This is a genomic window from Glaciimonas sp. Gout2, assembly GCF_035018905.1.
Lineage (GTDB): Bacteria > Pseudomonadota > Gammaproteobacteria > Burkholderiales > Burkholderiaceae_D > Glaciimonas.
The window spans coordinates 13,930-37,469 of record NZ_JASJXA010000035.1 but is presented as its reverse complement, the minus strand read 5'-3'; the positions used below and the strand labels follow the sequence as shown (position 1 = coordinate 37,469).

Below are 23,540 nucleotides of genomic sequence, written 5' to 3'. Positions count from 1 at the left end.
TATATGCACTCTCAGACTTTGGTATACACCGATCGATCATTTATCCTAAAAGCAATCCTGATTGTTTTCACATTCCTTTTGCCATTTTTGATTTATTTCGATACGGCGCGATCGATTGTGATGATTTGGAATAGTTCGGAAACTTTCACCCATCAGTACAGTATTTTGCCGATTAGTCTTTGGCTGATCTGGCAGCGTCGAGAAGTCTTGGCGCAGATGAAGCCGGAACCATATTACCCAACAATGCTCCTTTTGGCATTCTGCGGATTTGTCTGGCTTTTGGGTAATCTGGCCGATGTTCAAGTGGTCCGGCAATTTGCCTTTGTGGTGATGATCATCCTTGCTGTCGTCTCCGTGTTGGGGCGCCGTATTTCCGCCTCGATTGCCTTCCCGTTGTGTTTTCTCTTGCTAGCGGTTCCGTTCGGTGAGATTTTTATCGCACCCTTAATCGAGTTTACGGCAAATTTCACCGTCGCAGCGTTACGTGTAACCGGTATTCCTGTATTGCGCGAGGGAAATAGCTTTTCCATTCCATCTGGTCGCTGGTCGGTAATCGAAGCATGCAGTGGCATTCGTTACCTGATTGCCTCTGCCACGCTAGGTTGCCTCTATGCGTATCAGACTTATCGGTCACCTGTGCGACGTGCCATATTTATTCTCATTTCAATTCTGGTTCCCATTATTGCAAATGGTTTGCGCGCTTACATGATTGTGATGATTGGGCACCTGAGCGGCATGAAGCTTGCGGTTGGCGTGGATCATTTGATTTATGGTTGGTTATTCTTCGGTCTTGTCATGTTCCTGATGTTCCAGATCGGTAGTTTTTGGCATGAGGGACCACAAAAAGTATCGGCAAAAATAAAATCAAATAACGCCATTCCTGCGCAGAGCAGTAGTCCTGGTCCCGTCCATATCGGAAAGTTAATAGTTTCCACTGCATGCATTCTGGTCTGCCTCGGGATATGGCCATTGTTTGCGCATATTATGGGGCAAACGAGGAACACTCCGCTACAGGCCGATCTGAGTAACGTGCATGTGAGCTGGCAGGATGCGCCTGCGTTCACAACCTGGAAACCGGCTGTCAATCCATCCAATGCAGAACTTTATCGTTTCTTTCGGAGTGGTACGCAGACGGTGGGAGTATCGATTCACTATTACCGCAACCAGCATCCAGGGGCGACACTCATTAGTTCCGCAAATCGCGTGCTGCCCGAAAAAGATGAAGTTTGGACGCAACTAAACGCGTCGAATCGTACGGAATCCATACTGGGACGTGAAATTTCGGTTCGGGAAGAGATGATTCAGAGCGCATCTGGCTCTGTGCTGATGTGGCGCTGGTACTGGATAAATGGGCATCTTACTGCGAACGACTACAAGGGGAAATTGCTTCAGGCTCAGGGCAAGCTACTCATGCAAGGCGACGATGGCGCGGCCTTGATTGTGTTCGCCCCGTATTCGGATAAACCTGAGATCGCGCGTCAGGCTTTGCATGATTTCCTGAGTGAAAATTTGACGCCATTGGAAACCACACTTGCCAATAATAAAAAACATTAGAGCCGGAATAGAGCCTGTGATCTTGACGACTAACATTCCCCTCGTGGTGCACCTGCTTTACCGGCTGGATTTCGGCGGTCTTGAAACATTGATGGTTGACTGCATCAATCGCATGCCTGCGGATAAATATCGCCATGCCGTTGTTTGCCTCACGGATTACACCGCGTTTTCTGAGAAGATTACTAAACCGAATGTGCGTATCTTTTCCCTGCATAAACCGGCTGGTCTGGGCCTAAGCGCACATCTGAAGTTGTGGCGTCTGCTACGTCAATTAAGGCCGACGATTTTGCATACCTATAATTTGTCTGCGCTTGAATATGGGGTGACTGCTGCGATGGCAAACGTACCCGTTCGCGTCCATGGTGAGCATGGCCGCGATGCCAGCGATCCAGACGGGACCAATCAAAGACATAACCGATTGCGGCGCTGGTTGCTGCCTTTTTACGACTGCTATTACGCGGTCTCGACGGATTTGTGCAATTGGCTCACAACGACCATCGGCGTGCCGGATAAAAAAAATCTCTTACTGGCAAACGGTATTGATACAGATACGTTCCACCCACCCTCGGGGGCGCAAAGTATGCTTTCTGAAAAACTGCCAGCGGGCAGCTTTGTAATCGGCACCGTGGGCCGGTTGCAGGATGTCAAAAATCATGCAGGATTGATTGATGCCTTCATTCTCTTGCTCACTCTGATACCCGAAAAAAAATCACAATTACGACTAGCGATTGTCGGCGATGGACCACTCCTACCTTTACTTAAGGAAAAAATTACCGCGGCAGGTCTCGCTGATCAGATATGGTTATCTGGCGCGCGCACCGACGTTGCGGAAATCATGCGGACATTTTCTCTCTTTGTCCTGTCCTCAATTGCGGAAGGAACGCCCATCACCATCCTGGAGGCGATGGCGACGGGCTTGCCGGTTCTCTCTACCCGGGTCGGTGGCGTGCCTGAAGTAGTGGTCGAAAATATCACCGGCACGCTGGTGTCCGCATCCGATCCAGTAGCGTTGGCCAACGCCATGGCGTGGTATGTCAATCATCCCGATCTTGTTATTCAACATGGGGTTGCCGGTAAAGCGCGTGTCGAAAAACAATATGGCATGGCAGCAATGCTGGCGTCTTACACCAACATGTATGACGACATGTCTACCGCAAAAAAAATCACTTTGGGACGTGGATAAATCATGTGCGGAATAGTGGGAATTTTTGATACGTCAGGTAAACGAATTATTGACCGTGCATTGCTCGTGCGGATGAACGAGACACAACATCATCGCGGACCGGACGCGGGCGGCTATCACGTTGAAGCAGGGATCGGCCTTGGCCACCGTCGCTTGGCTATCGTCGATCCTTCCAGTGGTCAGCAACCTTTGTTTAATGAAGATGGCAGCGTGGTCGTGACGTTCAACGGCATGATCTATAACTTCAAAGAGCTGATGACGGAACTAACCTCGTTCGGTCATGTGTTCCGCACACGTTGCGATACCGAGGTTATTGTGCACGCCTGGGAGCAATGGGGTGCAGCCTGTGTTACACATTTCCGCGGCATGTTTGCTTTCGGGTTATGGGACAGAAACCGACAAACTTTATTTGTGGCCCGTGACCGGCTTGGTATCAAACCGTTGTTCTATGGATTGTTACCGGATGGTCAGTTTGTATTTGGATCGGAATTGAAATCCTTGCTTGCGGTTTCTTCGTTACCACGCGCTATTGATCCCTGCGCGGTAGAAGATTATTTTGCTTACGGTTATATACCAGAGCCACGTACGATTTTCAAGGCGGTACACAAGCTTCAGCCAGGCCACACGATCACGTTGTCACCTGGCGATGCAATACCGCACCAGCGTGAGTATTGGGACGTCCCGTTCAGATTGGCAGCACCGCAGCCTCAAGCCGAGATGGAAGCAGAATTAATTGAACGCCTGCGCGAAACCGTGAGTGTCCATTTGGTCACGGACGTGGCGCTTGGTGGATTTCTATCGGGTGGTGTTGATTCCAGTGCGATAGTCGCCATGATGGCGCAGTTGACTAACACGCCAGTTACTACTTGTTCGATTGGATTTAGCGATTTGGCCTATGACGAATCGCACTATGCGGCGCAAGTTGCTGCGCAGTTCCAAACGCAACACACTACCGAGACAGTCAATAAAGATGACTACGGACTTATCGACATACTCGCCAATCTTTACGACGAACCTTATGCCGATAGTTCCGCGATTCCTACCTACCGTGTTTGTCAATTAGCCAGACAGCGCGTCAAGGTAGCCCTGTCGGGCGATGGTGGTGATGAAAATTTTGCCGGATACCGACGTTATAAATATGCTATGGCCGAACAGCGTGTGCGTTCATTACTGCCAACGGGCCTGCGCAAACCAGTTTTTGGCTTTCTTGGAAAACACTATCCTAAGGCTGATTGGGCACCGCGCGTACTGCGCGCCAAGACCACCTTTGAGGCACTGGCGCAGGATGCGGTGGAAGGTTACTTCCATGGGGTCTCGATTATGCCGGATCAAGTTCGCAAGCAGCTCTTTAGCAAACCATTCCGTCAGGATCTTCAAGGTTATCAAGCCATCGAAGTCATGCGTGGTCATGCAGCGCAAGCACCGACCGAGGATCCGTTATCGTTGCTCCAGTATCTGGATTTGAAGACTTATTTGCCCGGGGATATTCTGACTAAAGTAGATCGTGCCAGCATGGCGCATGCGCTCGAAGTGCGCGTGCCGTTGCTTGATCATACCTTTGTGGAATGGGTATCCAGTCTGCCATCGTCACTGAAATTAAATGGCAACGAGGGTAAATATATTTTTAAGAAATCGCTGGAGGCAACGCTTACCGATGATATTTTATATCGAAAAAAAATGGGTTTTTCTATCCCATTGGCAACTTGGTTTCGCGGCCCGCTTCGGGAGGTTATAAGCGAGACTTTACTCGGACCACTTCTAGCTGATACCGGAATTTTTGATATGCAATTTTTGAATAAGATGGTTGAGCAACACCTGGCCGGACGGCGTGACTACAGTACTCCGCTGTGGGCGTTGCTGATGTTTGCCTCCTTTCTGCGCAATGTGTTGAAAGAAAGTAGTAGTGATGTGGCGATTCTGTCTTCGGAACTTGCCTGATCTTTGCACTTATCTACAAAGAAACCATGCGAACTAACCATATTGTCGATCATGTGATTTTACAATCTCCGAGATGTCCGGCGGTCTATAAAGGTGTTAAGTAATTATGGGTATTAAGTGATAAAACTACTGACGTTTAGTACGCTGTTCCCGAATGCTGAACGGCCGCAACACGGTATATTTGTGCAAACTCGTCTGCGCCATCTGGTCGCCAGTGGTGAAGTAGTAGCGCGCGTTGTGGCCCCTGTGCCGTGGTTTCCATTTTCGCACCCACGCTTTGGAAACTACGCCCATTTTGCCAAAGTACCTCACCAGGAAACATTGTTTGGTATTGATGTCTCGCACCCGCGCTATTTGCTAGTACCAAAGATAGGTATGACAGTAGGTCCTTATCTTATGGCCCAAGCGATGAAGCCTGTACTGTCCCGTATCATCGATGATGGGTATGATTTTGATGTGATAGACGCGCATTACTTTTATCCTGATGGTGTTGCTGCGGCGATGCTTGGCCGTTATTTCAATAAGCCGGTTGTTATCACGGCGCGCGGTTCAGACATTACGCTGATTCCGCATCATCAAATACCCCGCAAAATGATCCAGTGGGCGGCAAATCAAGCTGCTGGTGTTATTACAGTATGCGAAGCGTTAAAAGCAGAAATAACGACGCTCGGTGTGAAAGCAGATCGTATCGTGGCTTTACGCAATGGGGTGGATCTCAATCTGTTTCAGCCGATAGATCGTGAAGCGACGCGCAAAGTACTTGGCCTGAATCAATTCACATTACTATCAGTGGGTAATTTGTTACCGGTCAAAGGACATGACTTGGTCATAGCGTCTTTGCCATTGCTAAAAGAGGCCCGATTGATGATCGCCGGCCGGGGTCCGGAACTACAGCGATTACAAGCGCTTGCTGCAGATCTTGGGGTTACCGAGCGGGTCACGTTTCTTGGTCCTTTGCCACAGGCTGAATTACGAACTTACTATGGCGCTGCTGATGCCCTGGTTTTAGCATCAAGCAGGGAAGGGTGGGCTAACGTATTGTTGGAATCGATGGCATGCGGCACACCCGTAGTTGCCAGCAATGTGTGGGGAACACCAGAAGTCGTCGCCTCCCCGGATGCTGGTGTGTTAATGCGTGATCGTACCGCGGCCGGTGTTGCAACAGCAGTGCGAGCACTGCAAGCTGGCTATCCGAACCGTGCTGCTACGCGCCGTTATGCTGAGCAGTTTAGTTGGGATCAGACCACTGCAGGACAACTTAAACTGTTTCGCAACATACTCAGAAATGGCGAAATATGAAGATCCTCTATCACCATCGAACTCGCTCAATGGATGGCCAAAATGTGCACATCGAAGAAATGATCGGTGCGTTACGTGCGCTAGGGCACGAGGTGATTATCGTCGCACCGCTCAGCGCGAAAATGGATGCATTCGGTGCTGATAGCGGACTAATGAGCTGGTTCAAGCGTCACCTACCGAAGTTTGTCTACGAACTGATGGAACTGGCGTATTCACTGGTAGCGTATCGCCAATTGGCGCAGGCTATACGGCTGCATAAACCTGATTGTTTATATGAGCGCTACAACCTGCTACTCCTGTCTGGAATCTGGATCAAGCGCAAATATCGATTACCCATGCTGCTCGAAATTAATGCGCCGATTTTTGAAGAGCGCGCACATTATGATGGACTTTCACTAAAATGGCTGGCACGCTGGTCGCAAACCTATGTATGGCGCGGGGCAGATTATGTATTGCCAGTCACTGGCGTACTGGCCGATATCGTTGCATCATATGGCGTGGACCGCAGTCGCATACTCGTGATACCGAACGGCATCAACGTCGACCGATTCGACCAGACGATGGATCCGCAAGTGGCTAAAACAGCGCTCGGATTACAGGACAAAATGGTGCTGGGTTTCACCGGATTCGTACGGGACTGGCATGGGCTGGATAAAGTAATTGCCATGCTCGCTCTGGGTGGGGAAGGAGCAGAAGACACCTTAACATCTAACAGGCATTTGTTAGTCGTCGGCGACGGCCCGGCCCGCGCCCAGCTCGAGCATCAGGCGGCCATGCTGAACATCAGCGACCGCATCACCTTTACCGGCGTTGTCAATCGTGACCAGGTTGCGCGCTATGTTGCTGCCTTTGATATCGCATTACAACCTGCGGTAGTGGCTTATGCGTCGCCCTTGAAACTGTTCGAATATCTGGCATTGGGCAAGGCTATTGTTGGACCGGATCAACCAAATATAACGGAGATACTTACTGACGGCTATAACGCTGTTTTGTTTGACCCGGACCATACGGATGGACTTCCTGTCGCTATCGAACGTCTATGCGCCGACATCGGACTACGTCACGAAGTTGGAGGAAATGCGCGTAGAACGATTGCAGACCAAGGCTTGACATGGAATGCCAACGCGGTACGCGTAGCAAAGTTATTTAAAAGTATGCTGGTTTATGCGTGACTACCTCCTATTCGGTGTTGTGTTCATATTGCTGTGGCGGACGTTTCAAAGCCCGATGATTGGCGTTTTGACCTTCACCTGGTTGAGCCTGATGAACCCGCACCGGCTAACATATGGCGCAGCCTATGACTTCCCGTTTGCGGCAATTGTCGTAGTGGTTACGTTGATCGCTCTCGTGTTTTCAAAGGACAAGTGGCGATTATCAATGACACCGGTGACGGTCACATTAATTCTATTCATGGTCTGGATGACGGCGACAAGTTTTGTTGCTTTGGAACCTGATCTGGTATGGACTGAATGGAACCGTGTTATGAAGACCCTTTTCATGACCTTGATTACGATCATCGTGATCAAATCCAAAAAGGACATCATTGCATTGGCTTGGGTAGTGGGACTCTCCGTAGCCTTTTACGGCCTGAAAGGTGGAATTTTTACGCTAGTCTCCGGAGGTAATTATCACGTCTATGGACCAGACGGCAGCTATATTGCCGATAACAACGCCTTAGCCTTGGCGTTCATTGCTATTCTCCCGATTGTGCGGTTTCTGCAACTTCAAGCTACCAAGGGATGGATGCGGTTGGGCATGGGCGGCGTAGCCATATTGACCGCTATTTCGGCAGCAGGGTCCTACTCTCGAGGGGCGCTGGTTGCGGCGGCGGCAATGTTTTTTTTCTTGTGGATCAAGAGTAAACAGAAATTTAAAACTGGTATTGCCCTTGTTTTGGTCGCGACCATCGTATTTATGGTGATGCCCGGGGAGTGGTTTGCAAGAATGCAGACCATCGATGACTACAAAACGGATGACTCTTCTTTAGGCCGTATCAACGCCTGGTATTTTGCATTAAATGTTGCAAAACAAAATTTTATGGGTGGCGGTTTTAGCATATTTACACCCAAAATGTTTTTCATCTACGCGCCTGATCCGCGTAACCATCATGCTGCCCATAGTATTTATTTCCAGGTGCTTGGCGAACATGGATATATTGGACTCATATTTTTTATTTTGCTGTTGATCTTTTCCTGGCGCACGGGTACTCGCATCCTTGCATTTTGCAAAGGGAAAGAAGGGCTGAAATGGGCATCTGATCTTGCTGCAATGTGCCAGGTCAGCATGGTCGGATTTGCGGTTGGTGGTGGATTTCTGGCCTTGGCTTATTACGATTTGTATTATTTTGTGGTCGCTTTATTAGTCGGACTTGAAAAATTGCTGCTTTTACCAACAAGGCAAGAGGCCAAAAATAAAGGTTTGCCGATTGTGGCAACCGACATCGGACGAAATGGCGAGGTGTTGGCAGATGAAAAAAATGTGTGACCCTTTTGCCGTGTTGAAAACTTTATCATGAATCGATTTTCTGTGAAACGTCTAGTCAAGCTTGTGCTACGCAAGGCACTCTATGATCTGGGATTACTCGGATTGCTCCATCGTTTTCGCAACTCCCGGACACTGACTACCTTCATGTTTCATCGCGTGCTGCCGCGAGACTCGGACGCTTATCGTCATGCGGAGAAAGAATTTACCTTTTCTGTTGAAGGGTTTTCCGCATGTCTGGACTTTATTCAACGACACTATCAAATCATTAGTCTGCGCGATGTGGAGGAGGCAAAGCAGACTGGACGCTTTCTACCTGACCGAGCGGCTCTGATCACCTTTGATGATGGCTGGCTTGATACTATCAAATATGCCTATCCAGAACTTAAACGCAGAGGCCTCTCAGGCGTGGTTTTTATTGCATCAGAGGTCCTTGGGTCATCAAGCGAGCAATGGTGGCAAGATGCATTGGTACGGGTGTTCGCAGAACCACAGTCCGCGTTGGACTTGGCGCGTGAACTTGGTCTTGATTTACGCTTATCTGAACAAGCAGGATCCCAGCGAAATCATGCCATGGCTGCTACTCTTGCCCAGCGTCCACTTGCTAACAGGTTAGACATACTCTTCCGTTACTCCCAAGACCTTGGCCTTGGTCAACAAATGATGCGTCGCACTGATCTCATCGATCTTGATCGTGCCGTATTGGCGTTAGCGGCACACGGACATACTCACGCACCGCTAACGGCAATTTCTGATCCCAAAGCCGACTTGCAGAGGGCACATGACATGATTCTCGAGCAGGGTGGAACTGCCAGCCTTTCTTTTCCCCATGGCACATACAATAAAGCGCTGGTCGACATAGCTGAGGATATTGGCTTTTCCACCCTTTTTTCGAGCGATCCCTGGCTTACCGACACGCGTCGCGCGCAGTTGTTGCCGCGCGTCCTTGGGCGCATTCACCTTCCCGAAAACGAATGGACCTGCAACGGTGGACATATTTCGTTTCCGCAACTTGCTACCTTTCTTTTCTTCCGTCCGATTGTTGGTAACGATTGTTAATCATATTAGTCGGTATATGTATATTGCCAGGCGACGTTGACGTCAAACATATAGGTCTTTTATGACTTCCGAAAAAATAGGAGAAAATGGTTTGAAAGGAATTTATTTTAGACGATTTCCAATACTGGATTTGCCTCAACATCTCTTTAATGCATGGCTTAAGATTACCCAAGAAAACAGCGCTTTTCATAGTCCGTTTTTCTCTCCCTATTTTGCACAGGCAGTTGCTGAAGCAGTAAGTGGGAAATGTTTTGTCACGGTAAAAATGCGACGTGATTCCGCTGTAGGATTTTTCCCATTTCAATTTACACATATTTTGTTAGGTAGGGCAGAAAGAATAGGGCTACATTTATCCGATCATAATGGGATCATCACATCAGAAGCATTAATACCTGGCGAGCTTGCGAGGATGTTGCAAGTTTCAGGAATTCATCAGTATTCATTCGATCATTTACATGCTTCCCAGTCTGCTTTGGGTCTGGATACTTCCTTCATTCGAGAGGGAACAACGATTTCTTTACCTGATGGATTTGATGCATATTGGGAAGAAAGAGAAAAAATCGTACCGAAATTTGCTAAAGATACGTTGCGATGTGTACAAAAAATTTCGAAAGAAAAAGGCGAGCTCAGTTTACAATTTCATTCAACGGATGTGAATGATCTAGACTATTTAATCGAAATGAAAAGGCTTCAATATCTCTCAACCGGCGTCCCAAACAGTCTGGAAAATGCGTGGACAAAAAGATGTTTGAGTCTTTTGCAGGCAACGCAGGGGACGGAATTTCGAGGTGTCTTGTCGAAAGTATATGCGGGCAATCATTTTATTAGTTCGCACTTTGGACTAATGTCGAATGGCGTTTTGCATTATTGGTTTCCTGTGTACGATCCGACTTATTCATCGTATTCGCCAGGGAGATTGCTGCTCTATTTATTGGCCAAGAACGCGGGTCCACTCGGCATTCGTTGTATCGATAATGGTATGGGGACGCAACGCCACAAATCTGATTTTGCGAATAAAACTTACCGACTTGGCGTGGGAAGCTTTAGACGCAATACGCCCCAATGCGTAATGTTGAGAGCGCAGGATTATTTCCAGTATCGTGCCCAAAGAAACACGCTTTTGCGTGAAGTACGTTGAACCATTCAAACTACAATCTCGTTTTGAGCATTCTCCGTCAAGCATAACTTGCGATATGAAATCGTCATATTTCTTACATCGCTCAAAAATAAATCCATTGAAAGTGCTAGTTTTTTCTTTTTGGCGGCAAGCTTGAGTTTAATGGCATCGCGATTGGTAATGATATCTGTCATTTTTTCAAAAAGAATTTCTTCACTTAGATCGTAAACACTTACGCAAAAATTCTCCATGCCAATTAATTTATTAAATCCAAAATTTTTAGAATCGTAGGCGATATTCAGAGTCGGCACTCCAGCATTAAAACTGAGAATATTAGAGTGCATCATTTGACATAAAACAACGTCTAAATTTCCATACGCGTCCACGAGGTCGCCACCATGCTCATCGATAACGTCAATTTTAATACCTGAAAATTTGAGTAATTTCACGATCAAAAATTCTTCATCAGAATGAATAAGGTAATAAAATTTCACTTTGAATTTGTTTTGAATAGACTGAAGGAGCGCTACATATATGTGTAGATTTTTTTTAAGAATCGCCTCCACGAAGGGGCCATGAAAAGCGAGATTAACACCTATCGAAATATGCTCAGACGTAGTCCGGTATGGAGAATCGTTAGCCTTCAAAAAAACTGCAGGATCACATAATAATCGTGGTTTTTTCAAGCCAAGTGAGCGTAGAAAATTGAAGGTTAATTCACATCTTACTGCAAGCAAATCCACCCGATCATCTAGCTTGGTGAAAGCATCTCTGAGCGAATTGTTAATATCGAAATCAAATTGTTCTGATGGGTTATTGAAATTCACCCCCGATCCGAAGACAACTAACGGGCATGTTATTTTTTGAAAATAATCAACGTCCGATAGGAACGAAGGGCTTAACTTCTTCTCTTTATTGAATACCCAATAACCGCCACCTGCTATTACAAAAAGAGAGGCACAACTATTGATTCTCTCGATCGCATCGTCGCTGAGTTGTCCCCATTCGCTTTCTACAAACTCAAGTTGAAAATCATGGAAACGTGCTTGCAACAATTCTTTGATTGCGAGCTTGATCGCGATATCTCCCCGATTGCAATAGATTCGGGATGCATAGTTATAACCTTTGAATAGAAATTTTTTGCTGACCGCCCATGCAGTCCAGTCAAAGGCTTTACGAATCACACGTTTTATTTTTCTTTGGGCGGTAATCGGAAAATCCATGTTTTCCTTGCTAGTAGGTATTGCTACATGCAAATGGATTTGTAATTTTTTAATATTTCTAACCGCCACAGGTCCTCCTGGAATCGACACTCTTTTATTGTGAAAACCGGTTACTTGGTACTGCTTGTTGGTAATCACAAATCTCACTTGGTAAAATTGTTTTTACTGCTAACGGATGTATTGCGATATTTCGACGGCTACTTTATTTAACCATCCTGAGCGGGATTATTTATTCGACCATCAGCGCATCCTGAGTCTCCTCAATGATTGGGAATGGCCTATTCAACGTCATCAAATACTGAATAAGTAATCTACGCGGCGTTCTGGCCCAAGGGTCAAATCTTGGTAGCTGGAATATGGGGGTGTGATTCGAAGCTGCACCTAAGGCCGTCGTCACCGCACCTTTAAATCTCGCCGCTTGCACTAAGCGCACATGGCTCGGCTTGATATCACGACCGGGAACGCCATTCGGATATGAGAAAAGATTGACCGGTTCTCGTAGGACGTCCTCCAGCATCTCCTTTGAGCGTACGATTTCGATGCGGGCGTCTGCATCGGTGCAACATGCAAGAATGGGATGGTTGACGGTGTGGGCGCCGATGGCAAATCCCTTTGATTGCAGTGCTTTCAAATCATGAGTAGTAAACAGCGGATAATTTGGCTTGAGGTTTAGCGCGGCCTCGCAGGAGGAAATGACGTTATCGCGTTGGATAGTTGGTAGGTATTTGATTGCCTTAAGGATATTATCGGCGTCCTGGATCATTTTATGATCCAAATATAAGCCGTGTGCCATTAAAGGTGCAATTAATGGGGTGCGATCTGTTTCGGTTAATCTCAAAATACTATAAAGCCGCTCGAACCAGAGCGCCCGACCCTCTAGTTGGCAAGTCGATATAAAGAAGGTCGCCGGAATGGCGCTTTTTTCTAAAACAGGGACCACGCCGGATAGCCAGTTTGGATAACCGTCATCGAAGGTGATTGCTGCAGCAAAGCGCGGGAGATCTTTGCGCTGGAGACGTTCGATGCCCTCGGCCAAGGGCAGTATGTTGAAATTTTCTAACAGAATAGCGATCAGGCTTTGAAAGTCACGCAGTGAAAATTCACCCTGGTATCCGGTATCGGATTCGCCTGGTACCTTGTGGAAGGTGAAAATCGTTAAGGCGTGATCAGGGCTTCCGGTTAGTCCACCGCATATTATGGTAGATACCATGCGTGCCCAAAGAGGCGTCCCCATCGCTATTGGCATCTCGCCGTTGCGGTTATCGGGCTTTTCAGTTTGAGCCTTGGCTTTGGCCGCTGATTTGGTGGAAATACTTTTGATTGGACTTGCTTCTATCCCCGAGAGACTGGACTGTTGTAGGGGCGCTGGACGCTGTTTGTCAGCGTTCCCGCTCTTTATGGATTTGAAGCCAGCAAGCGCGCAATACACGAGAGATTTGGTCCTGTGCGCACCACCGGTAAACGCTTTCAGGAACGATGTGCGAGCGATGTCCGGATCGCCACGCCAATAATGGGAATAGCCGTGGCTAAAATGCGTCATGGCGACTCGCAGATTAAATTCCCGCTTGGATAGTTGCGAGCCGTCAGGATTGGACAGGCCCCAACGTGCGCGCGCCGTTTCCAAAAGGCTAGCCAAATGGTTGTCTGGGACAAGCCGACCCATGGCGCTTGCAGAATGTATGCGGTACAAGGCCACCGGTCCGGCAAGAGAATGCATCTCGGCAACTTGAGAAGCACGCAGCCAGAATTCATAATCTTCTCCGATGCGCATGGTCTCGTTAAAGCCACCAATCTGGCGGTAAATATCTTGGCGAATTACCGCTGTATTCATTCCCACAAGCAAGCCGCCTAATAGTCGGGTATACAGCCAGCCTGACCGTACCGGGTCGATGCCCCTCAACGTTGAACAATTTGAAGAAAGTGTTTCTGCTGGAGTAAATACGCCGCTTTGATCACACTGCCAGCGGATGAATTCGCCAAAGACAACACCGACTTCGGGGTGACGCTCGAAGTGGTTGATTTGTGCTGCCAACTTGCCAGGAAACCAAATATCGTCAGCATCGAGAAATGCAAAATACTTTCCTTTTGCAAGTTTCATCCCGGCATTCCGCGCACTCGACACCCCTTGACCATCCAGACGAATGACACGAATGCGGGGATCCTGATCGCATAGCGTTTCATAAGCGAAATCGTCCGAGCCATCGTCAATCACCAGAATTTCGACATCGCCCCAAACTTGGCAGGTCACGCTATCGATCGCTTCCTGAATATAGTCTTTGCCATTTCGAACAGGAATAATAACTGACACCGACGGCAGTTGAAAAGAAGGAATCAGCGGCTGCATTTTTAGTAGCTCCAAGAGAGGCAAGATCGATACCTGCACCTCACGTTTATATTAGTAGATCGGCCTCCACTGTCGGCCTGGGAATTGACTAGTGGGATTGTCAAAGAGTGGCTTTTATAGGCGAAGTGCTTTGAAGCTACGCAGTTCATTTGACTCTATCGAATTTGCACCGTTTTAATTTTGGTGAAAAAGGTGTGATATGCCGTTTTTATTTCACCCGACAAAGGATGCCTAAAAAAGAATACTGCCCCGATCCACGCAGGCGTAAGGAAAGCCAAAGTAATGACCAGACGAACGAATGGTGTTTGATAACCATTCAGCAATCGTACCGCTAATGTTGCGCACAGAACCATGATGATGGAGATCGCCAAACTGCCGCGAGTTGATTTGAGGATGACGGATGGGGAAAGGTTGATGTAGCGACGGGCCAGATAAAGGTAGCCGGGAATCGAAAAAAACTCAGCAACAACGATGATCCAGGAAAAAGAAATCAGATCATTCTTAAAAATCAGCAGCACCAAGATGATTTTGACAATCAGACTGCTTGCCATCGGAAAAGCGCTCCAGTAAGGACGCCCTATACCTGTTAGCGCCGGTTGCATGAAAGCGAATGTAGCCTGCACAGCACACGCGATGCAGAGCATTGGTACGATCGGTGCGCATTCCACCCAGGCCGGTCCGTACAAAAATGCAATGAGGTCTGGTGCCAGTGAGGCAGTTATCGCGAGCGCCGACCATATGAGGCCGGTTAGCAAGGTTATCGCACGGGCAACCTCGACCGCCAGGTCGCGGCCCTCATGATGGGTCTTGGCCAGATATGGCAGGGCCATGTAATTAATCGTCGGACCGGCAATAGTGTTGAAGATGTTGACGACTGAGTTTGATCGGCTAAATAGTCCAACATTTTTGGGGCCGCTCATTCTTCCCAGCACGATATCGGGAACGGCATTGTCTATGGCTCTGATCGTGGAGCTAAGCATCGCTCCCATGCCAAAATGCGCAACAGCACGCCAGCCACGAAAGGATGGTAGCCATGGCAATCCTTTCGGACGCAATACGGTGAAAACCAAACCGGTGACAATGATATTCGCCAGATTTGCCCAGGCCATAGTCATGTAGCTGAATCCGTGATAGGCCAGAATCAGAGAGGTCGACACGTATACAGGGGTGCTGATCAATGAGACAAGGGCTGATTTTTCAGCTTGGAACTCGCGTCCCAGAACAGCTTGCGGTATTGCCCCCAAGGGGATAAAGTAAAATCCGATGGCGAGAACCCGCATGACCTCGCCGACGCCAGGTTGTTTGAAAAATTCTGCGACATAGTTGCTGACAAAATATAGCAAAGTAGCAATCATCCATGATGAGGTCACTAAGACGCCGGTGGCAGAACGTATTATCTCGGGAGTCAGTACCTTTGCTCGCCGTATGTAGGATGTGACGCCAAAATCGCGAAAAACGTGCGAGAAGTTAACAACGACTGATGTCATTGAAAATATTCCGATTTCTGCCGGCGTGAGGACGCGTGCCAGGACGATGATTAGAAAAAAATTAATGACATTCGCCCCGTTTGACGCAAAAAACTGAATGGCGATTGTTTTACGAAGAGATTTCATTTTATGAGAAACGGAAGATCCGAGAGCCCGAAGCAAACCATCGTCATAAAAACGTACTTAACGAAATTCGTTAACCTCAATACCACCGAAGATAAGTCCGAGAACGTATTCGTTTGCTGGATCGACAGCACGACCGGAATCGCAAATAGACACTTCCCGTAGTAACGGAGATTGTCGAGTGGAGGAATACAGGGCATTTGAAGCGTCAGATAGTCATCCAGCCTTCGATGTTTGATGAGACTCGTCCTCAATGTTTGTCCTGAATCGAAAAAGTAATAGTTGAAAATAATTGAACTTGAGAAACACAGTTTTTCGAGGAGAGTAATGTGTGAATATTGTAGTCTGAGTTTATGTTAAATATGGATTTTTTATAATCGAGGGAATTAAATTCTGATGAATTAATGCAGATATCACTGCTAGCGCGATGTATGTTTATTTCAAATTGTGGTTTTCCATAATGGTCGCGCTTCAATAGCGACTTTGCACCCGCTTCTTCGTTGATCAGGCTGAACTGAAAACGCGTATTTGAAGTGGGGAAGAAAAAGGTCGCATGCCGTCATGTAGATATTCAGTGAATTATTCCGTTATAAAGTTGCTTGATGCGTCGCCGGCCAAAATGATCTGCGGCCGACATGGCACCTCGCAAAGTCCGTAGATTAAAAGCAATGATGCCCCACCGTTCTCGTCGATGCGACATCCAGTCTTTCTTATAGGCATCATCTCCGGTCAGATAGTCTACTTCCCGCACCTTATCAATGTCGATCACCTGTTGCATCAGCCTGCTTGTCAATATTGTGCCGATGGATAATTTGGTAAAACGTTCGTTATAGGCGAGTTTATAAATTGATGCGACGCGATGATGAACGATCCAGATTTGTGCTGCCGCTGGCTGATCGTCGACATAAGCGATCCCCAATCGTAACGCGCCTTGTTTGGCGCATGAACGTATCAGACCGGGAATAAATGTAGGAAAAACTTCATTCTCTTTCCAACTGGAGCGGTAAATTTCTTCATAATCAGTGATGCTCTTTTCGATGTCTTTGGCGTCGCAAACAATTTCGATACGCAAGCGCTTCGCATCCACCAGTTGTCTTGATCTGCGCGTTATGGTGTTGCGCAGTTTGGATGACAAGCCATTGAAATATGCCTGATAGTCACGTCCATTAACGTCCAGATACCAATTGCCAAAACAAAAATAGCGCTGTATTGGCATGCTTGCAGCCTGAAATCCGGCTAGAAGGCAGGCGAATGTCTTGCCATCAACATCGAGAGGATGCAGATCGATGGTATCCCACTGCGGCTTGTCGTTTGCCGCTGCGCGAAGGAGGGCGGTTAGCATTTCGGCAGTTTGCGTGTCAGATGGCATGCCCACGGGTCCAAATAGCGGGGTATAGTAATTGGCCAATGCGGTCAGTCGACGCGTGCCAAAAAACCTATTTCGATTCACCTTGTGACACATCGGAAGCAGCAGACGTTCTACGCCTGACTCGATGCAATAAAGTCGCAGGCGATGCCGATGACTTAACGCCGTCTCCGCAAGATGCTCAAACCAGGGCAACGTCGAGAAGAAGTCAATGCCGTCGACGCCACTCTGTACCTTGGCAAATAAATCTCGATAAGGCAAAGGCATATCTTCAAAGCGCGCATGCGTTGTCAAAGTGCACCTGTCTGTTGAGGCGATATCGGTCACGCTATATAGTCGGCGCAAGGTTACGGACGTACCACGCCATTGCCTGTTTGAGACCTTCACCTATGCGATGTGTTGGCTCAAAGCCGAGCAACGTTCTCGCCTTGGTGATGTCCGCCTGAGAGTTTCTGATGTCGCCTGCTCGAAAACCGACATACTGAGGCCGATGTTCGTGCAGATGCGGAAATTTCTCCAGTAGTAGTAAACGCATCATTTCGTGAAGTTGATTCAGACTGGTACGGTCATTTAGGGCGACGTTGTACACCTGATTGGCCGCGTCCTTATCTGCTGTCGCAGCAAGCAGATTGGCTTGAATCACATTCTCGATAAAGCAGAAGTCTCGACTGGTTTCGCCATCGCCGTTGATATACAGGGGCTGATTGTTAATAAGTGCAGCGATCCACTGTGGGATCACGGCTGCATAAGCGCCGTTCGGATCTTGTCTTGGACCAAAGATGTTGAAGTAGCGTAACCCGATTGTTTCGATGCCATAGCAGCGGGCAAAGACATTAGCGTACAACTCATTGACATATTTGGTGACAGCGTAAGGCGAAAGAGGATTGCCGATGACTGACTCTACCTTCGGTAAAGCAGCGTGATCACCATAGGTGGAGCTTGACGCAGCATAGACAAAGCGTTTCACCAATGCATCGCGAGAGGCAACCAATATATTGAGGAAGCCGGTGACGTTGTTGGCGTTAGTCAAAATGGGGTCTTCGATCGAGCGCGAGACAGAACCCAATGCGGCGTGATGGAGAACATAATCGACCTCCTTGCAAGCAATCGCACAGTCCTCTAATTTGCGTATGTCCCCTTCCATGAATGCAAAATTCTGCCATTTATCTGCGCCGACCGCCTCTCGTACCTGGTCCAGATTATGTTGATGACCGGTCGAAAAATTGTCTAGTCCAGTGACCTTCTGATTAAGTCGTAGCAATGCCTCCAGCAGATTGGAGCCGATAAACCCTGCGACGCCTGTAATTAACCAGTGGTATTGATGGGCTGCCAGATGTTGCTTAACTTCCTGAAATTTTTTCATTTTTTTAGTGGTAATTATTACAATCGCCAGACAGTAAAGCCAGCCTCTCGCAATCCGACGTGATCGAAGTGCGATTTCACATCAATAAAACAGCCTTTGTCATTCAGTTTGGATTGAATGTCGGTAAGCGACTTGGATAAAAGTTCCCTGTGTGACACAGCGGCTACAATCGCATCGGCAGGCGGTAGGTTTTCCCAGGTTTCCAATGTGATGCCGTATTCGTGTTGCGCATCTTCGGCTAACGCAGCAGGATCGTGAACATGCACTTCCACCCCGTACGACTGCAACTCCAAAATGATATCAACCACCTTGGAGTTACGAATGTCCGGGCAGTTTTCTTTAAACGTCAGTCCTAATACGTTGACCTTTGAGCCCTTGATATGGAAGCCGGCCGCAATCATCGATTTCACCGTTTTCTCTGCTACGAATTTTGCCATCCCATCATTGATCCGCCGACCCGCTAATATTACTTGAGGGTGATAACCAATCATCTCTGCCTTGTGTGTCAGATAATAGGGATCGACGCCGATGCAATGCCCACCGACAAGGCCTGGTCGGAAGGGTAAGAAATTCCATTTTGTTCCTGCCGCCTCCAGTACTTCCAGCGTGTCGATGCCGATTTTGTCAAATATGATGGCAAGTTCATTCATCAGTGCAATATTCAGATCGCGCTGGGTATTTTCGATCACCTTTGCCGCTTCGGCGACTTTGATACTAGAGGCGCGATGGACCCCTGCGGTGATGATTGATTCGTAAAGTTCTGCAACCTGTTCCAGCGTAGCGAGATCATCCCCCGATACCACTTTTAAAATGGTGGTCAGCGTATGTTCTTTGTCGCCGGGGTTAATTCGTTCCGGTGAAAAACCGACGTGAAAGTCTTGCTTCCATTTCAGCCCCGAATACTTTTCCAGAATGGGAACACAGACCTCCTCTGTGGCACCGGGATAGACGGTGGATTCATAGACAACGATCACACCACGCTTCATGTGGCGCCCAACTGTTTGACTAGCGGCTTTGAGCGGCGTGAAGTCGGGATTATGCGCAATATCAACTGGTGTCGGTACTGAAATAATAATGAAATCTGCTTCCGACAATTGAGATGAATCGACTGTCACACTTAAGTGTCTCGCTGCGCGTAATTCCTCCGTCGAGACTTCACCGGTTGGATCAATGCAACGTGCATAACTTGTGATCTTGCGGCTCGAGAGATCAAGTCCGATGGTCTTCCGTTTTTTACCGAATTCTACCGCCAATGGTAGTCCCACATATCCCAGACCAACCACTGCAACTACGCTCATAGCCAACTCCACATTAAAATTTATTTGAACTATCTGCTGTCATGCAGGAAATCATTTTTCCAGAGGGAAATGTTGCGGCATTATTGCGCTCGAAAATTGCCTGTGAAACACAGATAAACAGGTTTTTCAAAGTAATCGACCGTCTTATTGTTTGTTTAATTCGGGTGAGAGAAAATTTTCTTTCTGAGGATCAATTTAGCATGTTTCTATTTATTTTTATGCCATATTTTTTATTCCACAAAATTGGGCACATTGGTGTAACTCAAGAAATAATGAAGCTTTGGTGAACCATATTTATTGCGTTAAACATGCTGAAAAATTTTCAAAAGCGCCGTAGCGCTGGCCACCCGTTTGGGGTGCATCGCACAGGTCATTGATCGTCTTATCAGAGACCAGGCGCGCCGGTAGTTTTTCCTTCCATAAAAAATTCATGGCCATGGGATTCAAAAATAAATCGCGCGCAGGATGTTTTCCAAGATACAAACTGGTCGCACTGGTTGTGAGATTTTCGGTGGCGCGCATTAACCCGCCATCTCGCGTCCGTATCAGACCATCGACCAGATTGCCTTGAATATCGGCGGTGCTCTCAGCAAAACGTACCGAAATGCCACCGGTATCGATCAGGGTGTTGTGAAGTATTTTGCTCGTTGCGGCACGGTTCAAATAGATACCATCGTCTGAACATGAAGCAATCAGATTTGATTGAATAATGCTGCCATCCTGCTCCGTAATACACCTCTCGTCACGGCAATATTGTGGTCCGGTACCGCCGCCACCGAGAGAGAGTCCGACACGTTGACCAGGCGAGCTGGGTAGCAGATATTCGCACACTATAATATTTTGCTCGATACGATTATCCGAGCCGCCGCCCTTAACGAAAGCGCCATAGCTAACCTGATTGCCGTCAGCCTTCATGAAATCGGTGATCAGGTTGTGTGAAATGCGCCAATGACTAGCGGCAACCAGATCGACCAGTGTCACGGGATTATCGGTCTGACGCACGCTTGTATTCGTTAGCGTATTACCGTCAATGAGTCCGTTGTCCGGAAAGTGGTGGTCCTCGCCGTTGATTTTAAAATGCGCGTTGAAATCCACAATCGTATTGTTACGCGCAATAAAATAGGTGGCATTCCCAACGATATGGAAGGCATGTTCACAGTCTGTCTGGGGTGTGCACACACCGCGAATATTCAGATTTTCAAATGTCCAATACGGTTCGGATACCTTAAAGCCTTCAACCATCTTAAAATCTAGAAAGACCGTATCCGGACGCACGGCGCGCACTGTGATTCGTGCCGTCGATGAACCGACCTGGTTAATTGCGATCGTATGGTCGAAGTGGTATCGCCCCGGCAGCAGGGTTATCACCTCTCCGGCATGCGCCTGCTTGAGAGCTTCGACAAATTCTGCTGGCGTGGAGACCAGCTTATCGGCGTTTGAATCTGACGAGGGTAGAGGTTGTAGTGCACGATGTTGCGCACCAATTCGCCACATGAGTGGAATTGGCGGCAAGGGATTGCCTCGATCCGCTGCGAGCAACGTTTGGGCCAACCAATTTCCCACATTTGTAATCAAGGGATTGTGACCGGATGCCCGATGTGTGATGTACGGAGACAATTCTCGGGGTGGGACGTTTAATTTTTCAAGGAAAAATATCACTACGATGGCCGTTGTCAGGGTCGCGTACACCAACGCCCAACAAAATCGTTTCGACCATTTCGAGTTCCAGCGCAGTGTCATCATTTAGTTCACATCGAGTTGAGATACCAGACCAGCCCAAGCCATTCGTAAGTTGCGTAGTACGAACGACGTAGGCCTTCGGCGCTGGGCAGTAAAGAGGGTAGAGACAGTCGGTCAAATTTACTTCGGCCGAAAAACATAGTGGGTGCGGCGACAACTACCAGACCAGCTTGCTCAAACATCATTTTCGCCCGCGGCATGTGCATTGCATCGGTCACTAGCAATATTCGCTGAACACTATCCTGGCGCAGAATTTTGGCCGAAAACAGCGCGTTTTCGGCAGTCGTATTGGATATTCCCTCGATCCATTTAACCGGAGTGCGAAAATCTTCGCGCAAGGCGATTGCCATAGCATCTGCTTTTCCTGAACTATAAGCGGTCACGTTGCCCCCCGATACCAGAATCGGCAAGTTGGTCTGATGCTGCAATCTGGCTGCATAGCGTAATCGGGCGAGTGCAATATAGTCGGGAATATCAGCGCGTCCGTATTCCTCTGCGTGCTCAAGCCGTCCAGCTGCGAGCACTACAATTGCTTGCGCTTTGGTTTGAGTCGATACGAGCGGGGTCGTCAACTTTTCCAGTGGAAGTACCAAAAAATTTGCACCGATTTCGGTACATAAAAAGAACAACGCTATGACCGCTCCTGCGGTAATCCAGCGCCCAAAGCGCGGTTGCCATCGTGCTATTAGAAGCCCAGTTGCCATCAGAAGAAATAAGCTGAACGGAGGCAACATTAACGCATGCGCCATACTAGGCAACCAATGGGAGGCGTTCATGAAAATCCGTGAAAAAGTGAAAATGAGGAAGAAGGTTTGAGAGGCTGTAGTTGTTCTCGATGAAGCTGATTACTTCTCTAACATAGCGGCGCAAATTGTAGCTCTTAATCCGCTATCAGATGTTGCGTTTTTGCTTTTCTATGTCTGAAAGTTACCGGCCTCGCTGAAAGTTTCCAGCGTTCAATAGAATCAACATCTTGTGTGATGGACGTGACAATTCGTACATCCGCTTGTTTGTTCTGTACTGATTGCTCAACTACTTCGGGAGGATAAATACGCAGCAGCTTTCTGCATCAGAGGAAGAAGCGGGCGCAGCTTAAATTCGTTGAAAAACTGTCTTGACTATCGGGTCCGCTTATCATGAAAAAAGCCCGCTCGATGCGGGCTTTGATGATGTAGTAAGGTCTATTAAATTATTTTTTTGCTGATTTGCGGCGTGCTGCAGCGAAGCCCATCAGGCCAAGTCCCAGCAGGGCGATCGACGTTGGTTCTGGCACATTTGTAGCGCCGGCGGCAACGGTAAAGTTGTCTATGAATATGAAGTCATAGGATGTTGACGTGATTAAGGTTGCATATGAGATGTCGGCGTCAGCCAATCCCACATAGTCTCCAGCATTCGAGCCGTGGGTAATCGGAAGGACGAAAGATTCAATTGCCGCATTGAGTGAATTAAACGCAGTAAGGGTCCATACATCATCGGATGCACCCCAGTTAAATGCAAACGCACTTACGGGTGCGGCAAATGCAAATTTGATGCTGGATGTTGCACCAGCGTTGTTATCCAGATAACGGGTACCCCTTCCGTTATAGTTGCTGTGGTAGTCGTTATTAGTGCGAAGTGACCCGCCCACCCCTGAAAAGGTTACGCCACCCGTGGATAGGGACGAGAAAGTGGCATCCGATTGATCATCAAATGTAATCGTTGATGTAGCACCTGGAACAACAGGATTTCCAAATCCATCAACACCGCTGATCTGGCTTGCGTGGACCAAGGGCGTTACTAACAATATTGCAGCGACAAATCCAAAAAATTTTTTCATATTATTCCTAAAGAGATTTATTTTAAATATTTCCACTTTAGAAATAATAAGCATTTTTCATGCCTAATAAATTTTCTTTATAAATCAAGGGTTTAAGGAAAAATAAATTTTGTGGTCCTCAAAAGGTGTAAAGTTTATCGACACATTCC

At 47.7% G+C, this 23,540-nt stretch carries 17 protein-coding genes; 8 read left to right on the top strand and 9 right to left on the bottom strand.

Translation table 11 applies throughout. The features are described 5' to 3' along the window. The first annotated feature begins 3 nt into the window (after positions 1–3). The 8 genes from xrtA (at position 4) to QN379_RS18805 (ending at position 10,652) form a co-directional block, all read left to right on the top strand. A complete protein-coding gene (gene xrtA, locus QN379_RS18840) occupies positions 4–1,554 on the top strand; it encodes an exosortase A (RefSeq protein ID WP_323507306.1) in 1,551 nt (516 codons plus the stop codon). A 16-nt stretch (positions 1,555–1,570) separates the two neighbouring features. Beyond that, complete coding sequence (locus QN379_RS18835; protein ID WP_323507305.1) at positions 1,571–2,737, top strand: TIGR03088 family PEP-CTERM/XrtA system glycosyltransferase; 1,167 nt, start codon at positions 1,571–1,573, stop codon at positions 2,735–2,737. A gap of 3 nt (positions 2,738–2,740) precedes the next feature. Further along, a complete protein-coding gene (locus QN379_RS18830) occupies positions 2,741–4,675 on the top strand; it encodes an XrtA/PEP-CTERM system amidotransferase (RefSeq protein ID WP_323507304.1) in 1,935 nt (644 codons plus the stop codon). Positions 4,676–4,795: 120 nt separating this feature from the next. Beyond that, positions 4,796–5,974: a glycosyltransferase family 4 protein gene (locus QN379_RS18825; protein ID WP_322240128.1), complete on the top strand. Its 1,179-nt coding sequence runs from the start codon at positions 4,796–4,798 to the stop codon at positions 5,972–5,974. Then, positions 5,971–7,146 (top strand): glycosyltransferase family 4 protein, encoded by a 1,176-nt coding sequence (locus QN379_RS18820; protein ID WP_322232283.1) that lies wholly within the window; start codon positions 5,971–5,973, stop codon positions 7,144–7,146. Before QN379_RS18825 ends, QN379_RS18820 begins: the two co-directional genes overlap by 4 nt. Next, positions 7,139–8,458 carry a putative O-glycosylation ligase, exosortase A system-associated gene (locus QN379_RS18815; RefSeq protein WP_322232282.1) on the top strand — a complete coding sequence of 440 codons (1,320 nt, stop codon included), beginning with the start codon at positions 7,139–7,141 and terminating at the stop codon, positions 8,456–8,458. Before QN379_RS18820 ends, QN379_RS18815 begins: the two co-directional genes overlap by 8 nt. Positions 8,459–8,485: 27 nt before the next feature. Continuing rightward, positions 8,486–9,514: a polysaccharide deacetylase gene (locus QN379_RS18810; protein ID WP_323507303.1), complete on the top strand. Its 1,029-nt coding sequence runs from the start codon at positions 8,486–8,488 to the stop codon at positions 9,512–9,514. A 61-nt stretch (positions 9,515–9,575) separates the two neighbouring features. Then, positions 9,576–10,652, top strand: a complete 1,077-nt coding sequence (locus tag QN379_RS18805) for a GNAT family N-acetyltransferase (protein WP_323507302.1) — start codon at positions 9,576–9,578, stop codon at positions 10,650–10,652. 5 nt (positions 10,653–10,657) lie between these two features. Here the strand turns inward: QN379_RS18805 and QN379_RS18800 are convergent, their stop codons facing one another. The 9 genes from QN379_RS18800 to QN379_RS18760 all read right to left on the bottom strand — a co-directional run bounded on the left by QN379_RS18800 (position 10,658) and on the right by QN379_RS18760 (position 23,445). Then, the gene (locus QN379_RS18800) at positions 10,658–11,992 is read right to left on the bottom strand and encodes a polysaccharide pyruvyl transferase family protein (protein WP_323507301.1); all 1,335 of its coding nucleotides are present in this window, start codon (positions 11,990–11,992) and stop codon (positions 10,658–10,660) included. A 91-nt stretch (positions 11,993–12,083) separates the two neighbouring features. Next, the gene (locus QN379_RS18795) at positions 12,084–14,198 is read right to left on the bottom strand and encodes a glycosyltransferase (RefSeq protein WP_322232278.1); all 2,115 of its coding nucleotides are present in this window, start codon (positions 14,196–14,198) and stop codon (positions 12,084–12,086) included. Between the two features lie 155 nt (positions 14,199–14,353). Next, on the bottom strand, positions 14,354–15,811 hold the full coding sequence (locus QN379_RS18790) for an oligosaccharide flippase family protein (protein ID WP_322232277.1): 1,458 nt from the start codon (positions 15,809–15,811) through the stop codon (positions 14,354–14,356). Between the two features lie 568 nt (positions 15,812–16,379). Further along, positions 16,380–17,468, bottom strand: a complete 1,089-nt coding sequence (locus QN379_RS18785) for a GNAT family N-acetyltransferase (RefSeq protein ID WP_323507300.1) — start codon at positions 17,466–17,468, stop codon at positions 16,380–16,382. A 34-nt stretch (positions 17,469–17,502) separates the two neighbouring features. Next, positions 17,503–18,537, bottom strand: coding sequence for an SDR family oxidoreductase (locus QN379_RS18780; protein WP_323507299.1), 1,035 nt, complete (start codon positions 18,535–18,537; stop codon positions 17,503–17,505). Positions 18,538–18,554: 17 nt separating this feature from the next. Continuing rightward, a complete protein-coding gene (locus QN379_RS18775; RefSeq protein ID WP_323507298.1) occupies positions 18,555–19,835 on the bottom strand; it encodes a nucleotide sugar dehydrogenase in 1,281 nt (426 codons plus the stop codon). Between the two features lie 294 nt (positions 19,836–20,129). Next, positions 20,130–21,578: a right-handed parallel beta-helix repeat-containing protein gene (locus tag QN379_RS18770; RefSeq protein WP_323507297.1), complete on the bottom strand. Its 1,449-nt coding sequence runs from the start codon at positions 21,576–21,578 to the stop codon at positions 20,130–20,132. A gap of 5 nt (positions 21,579–21,583) precedes the next feature. Continuing rightward, on the bottom strand, positions 21,584–22,351 hold the full coding sequence (locus QN379_RS18765) for a YdcF family protein (RefSeq protein WP_323507296.1): 768 nt from the start codon (positions 22,349–22,351) through the stop codon (positions 21,584–21,586). 413 nt (positions 22,352–22,764) lie between these two features. Further along, on the bottom strand, positions 22,765–23,445 hold the full coding sequence (locus QN379_RS18760) for a PEP-CTERM sorting domain-containing protein (RefSeq protein WP_323507295.1): 681 nt from the start codon (positions 23,443–23,445) through the stop codon (positions 22,765–22,767). Positions 23,446–23,540: the final 95 nt, after the last annotated feature.

What these genes read in the sequence shown, in the direction of transcription:
- xrtA (WP_323507306.1), top strand. Translation starts at nt 4, where the DNA reads ATGCACTCTCAGACTTTGGTATACACCGATCGATCATTTATCCTAAAA.
- QN379_RS18830 (WP_323507304.1), top strand. Translation starts at nt 2,741, where the DNA reads ATGTGCGGAATAGTGGGAATTTTTGATACGTCAGGTAAACGAATTATT.
- QN379_RS18820 (WP_322232283.1), top strand. Translation starts at nt 5,971, where the DNA reads ATGAAGATCCTCTATCACCATCGAACTCGCTCAATGGATGGCCAAAAT.
- QN379_RS18815 (WP_322232282.1), top strand. Translation starts at nt 7,139, where the DNA reads ATGCGTGACTACCTCCTATTCGGTGTTGTGTTCATATTGCTGTGGCGG.
- QN379_RS18810 (WP_323507303.1), top strand. Translation starts at nt 8,486, where the DNA reads ATGAATCGATTTTCTGTGAAACGTCTAGTCAAGCTTGTGCTACGCAAG.
- QN379_RS18805 (WP_323507302.1), top strand. Translation starts at nt 9,576, where the DNA reads ATGACTTCCGAAAAAATAGGAGAAAATGGTTTGAAAGGAATTTATTTT.
- QN379_RS18795 (WP_322232278.1), bottom strand. Translation starts at nt 14,198, where the DNA reads ATGCAGCCGCTGATTCCTTCTTTTCAACTGCCGTCGGTGTCAGTTATT.
- QN379_RS18790 (WP_322232277.1), bottom strand. Translation starts at nt 15,811, where the DNA reads ATGAAATCTCTTCGTAAAACAATCGCCATTCAGTTTTTTGCGTCAAAC.
- QN379_RS18780 (WP_323507299.1), bottom strand. Translation starts at nt 18,537, where the DNA reads ATGAAAAAATTTCAGGAAGTTAAGCAACATCTGGCAGCCCATCAATAC.
- QN379_RS18775 (WP_323507298.1), bottom strand. Translation starts at nt 19,835, where the DNA reads ATGAGCGTAGTTGCAGTGGTTGGTCTGGGATATGTGGGACTACCATTG.
- QN379_RS18770 (WP_323507297.1), bottom strand. Translation starts at nt 21,578, where the DNA reads ATGATGACACTGCGCTGGAACTCGAAATGGTCGAAACGATTTTGTTGG.
- QN379_RS18765 (WP_323507296.1), bottom strand. Translation starts at nt 22,351, where the DNA reads ATGAACGCCTCCCATTGGTTGCCTAGTATGGCGCATGCGTTAATGTTG.
- QN379_RS18760 (WP_323507295.1), bottom strand. Translation starts at nt 23,445, where the DNA reads ATGCTTATTATTTCTAAAGTGGAAATATTTAAAATAAATCTCTTTAGG.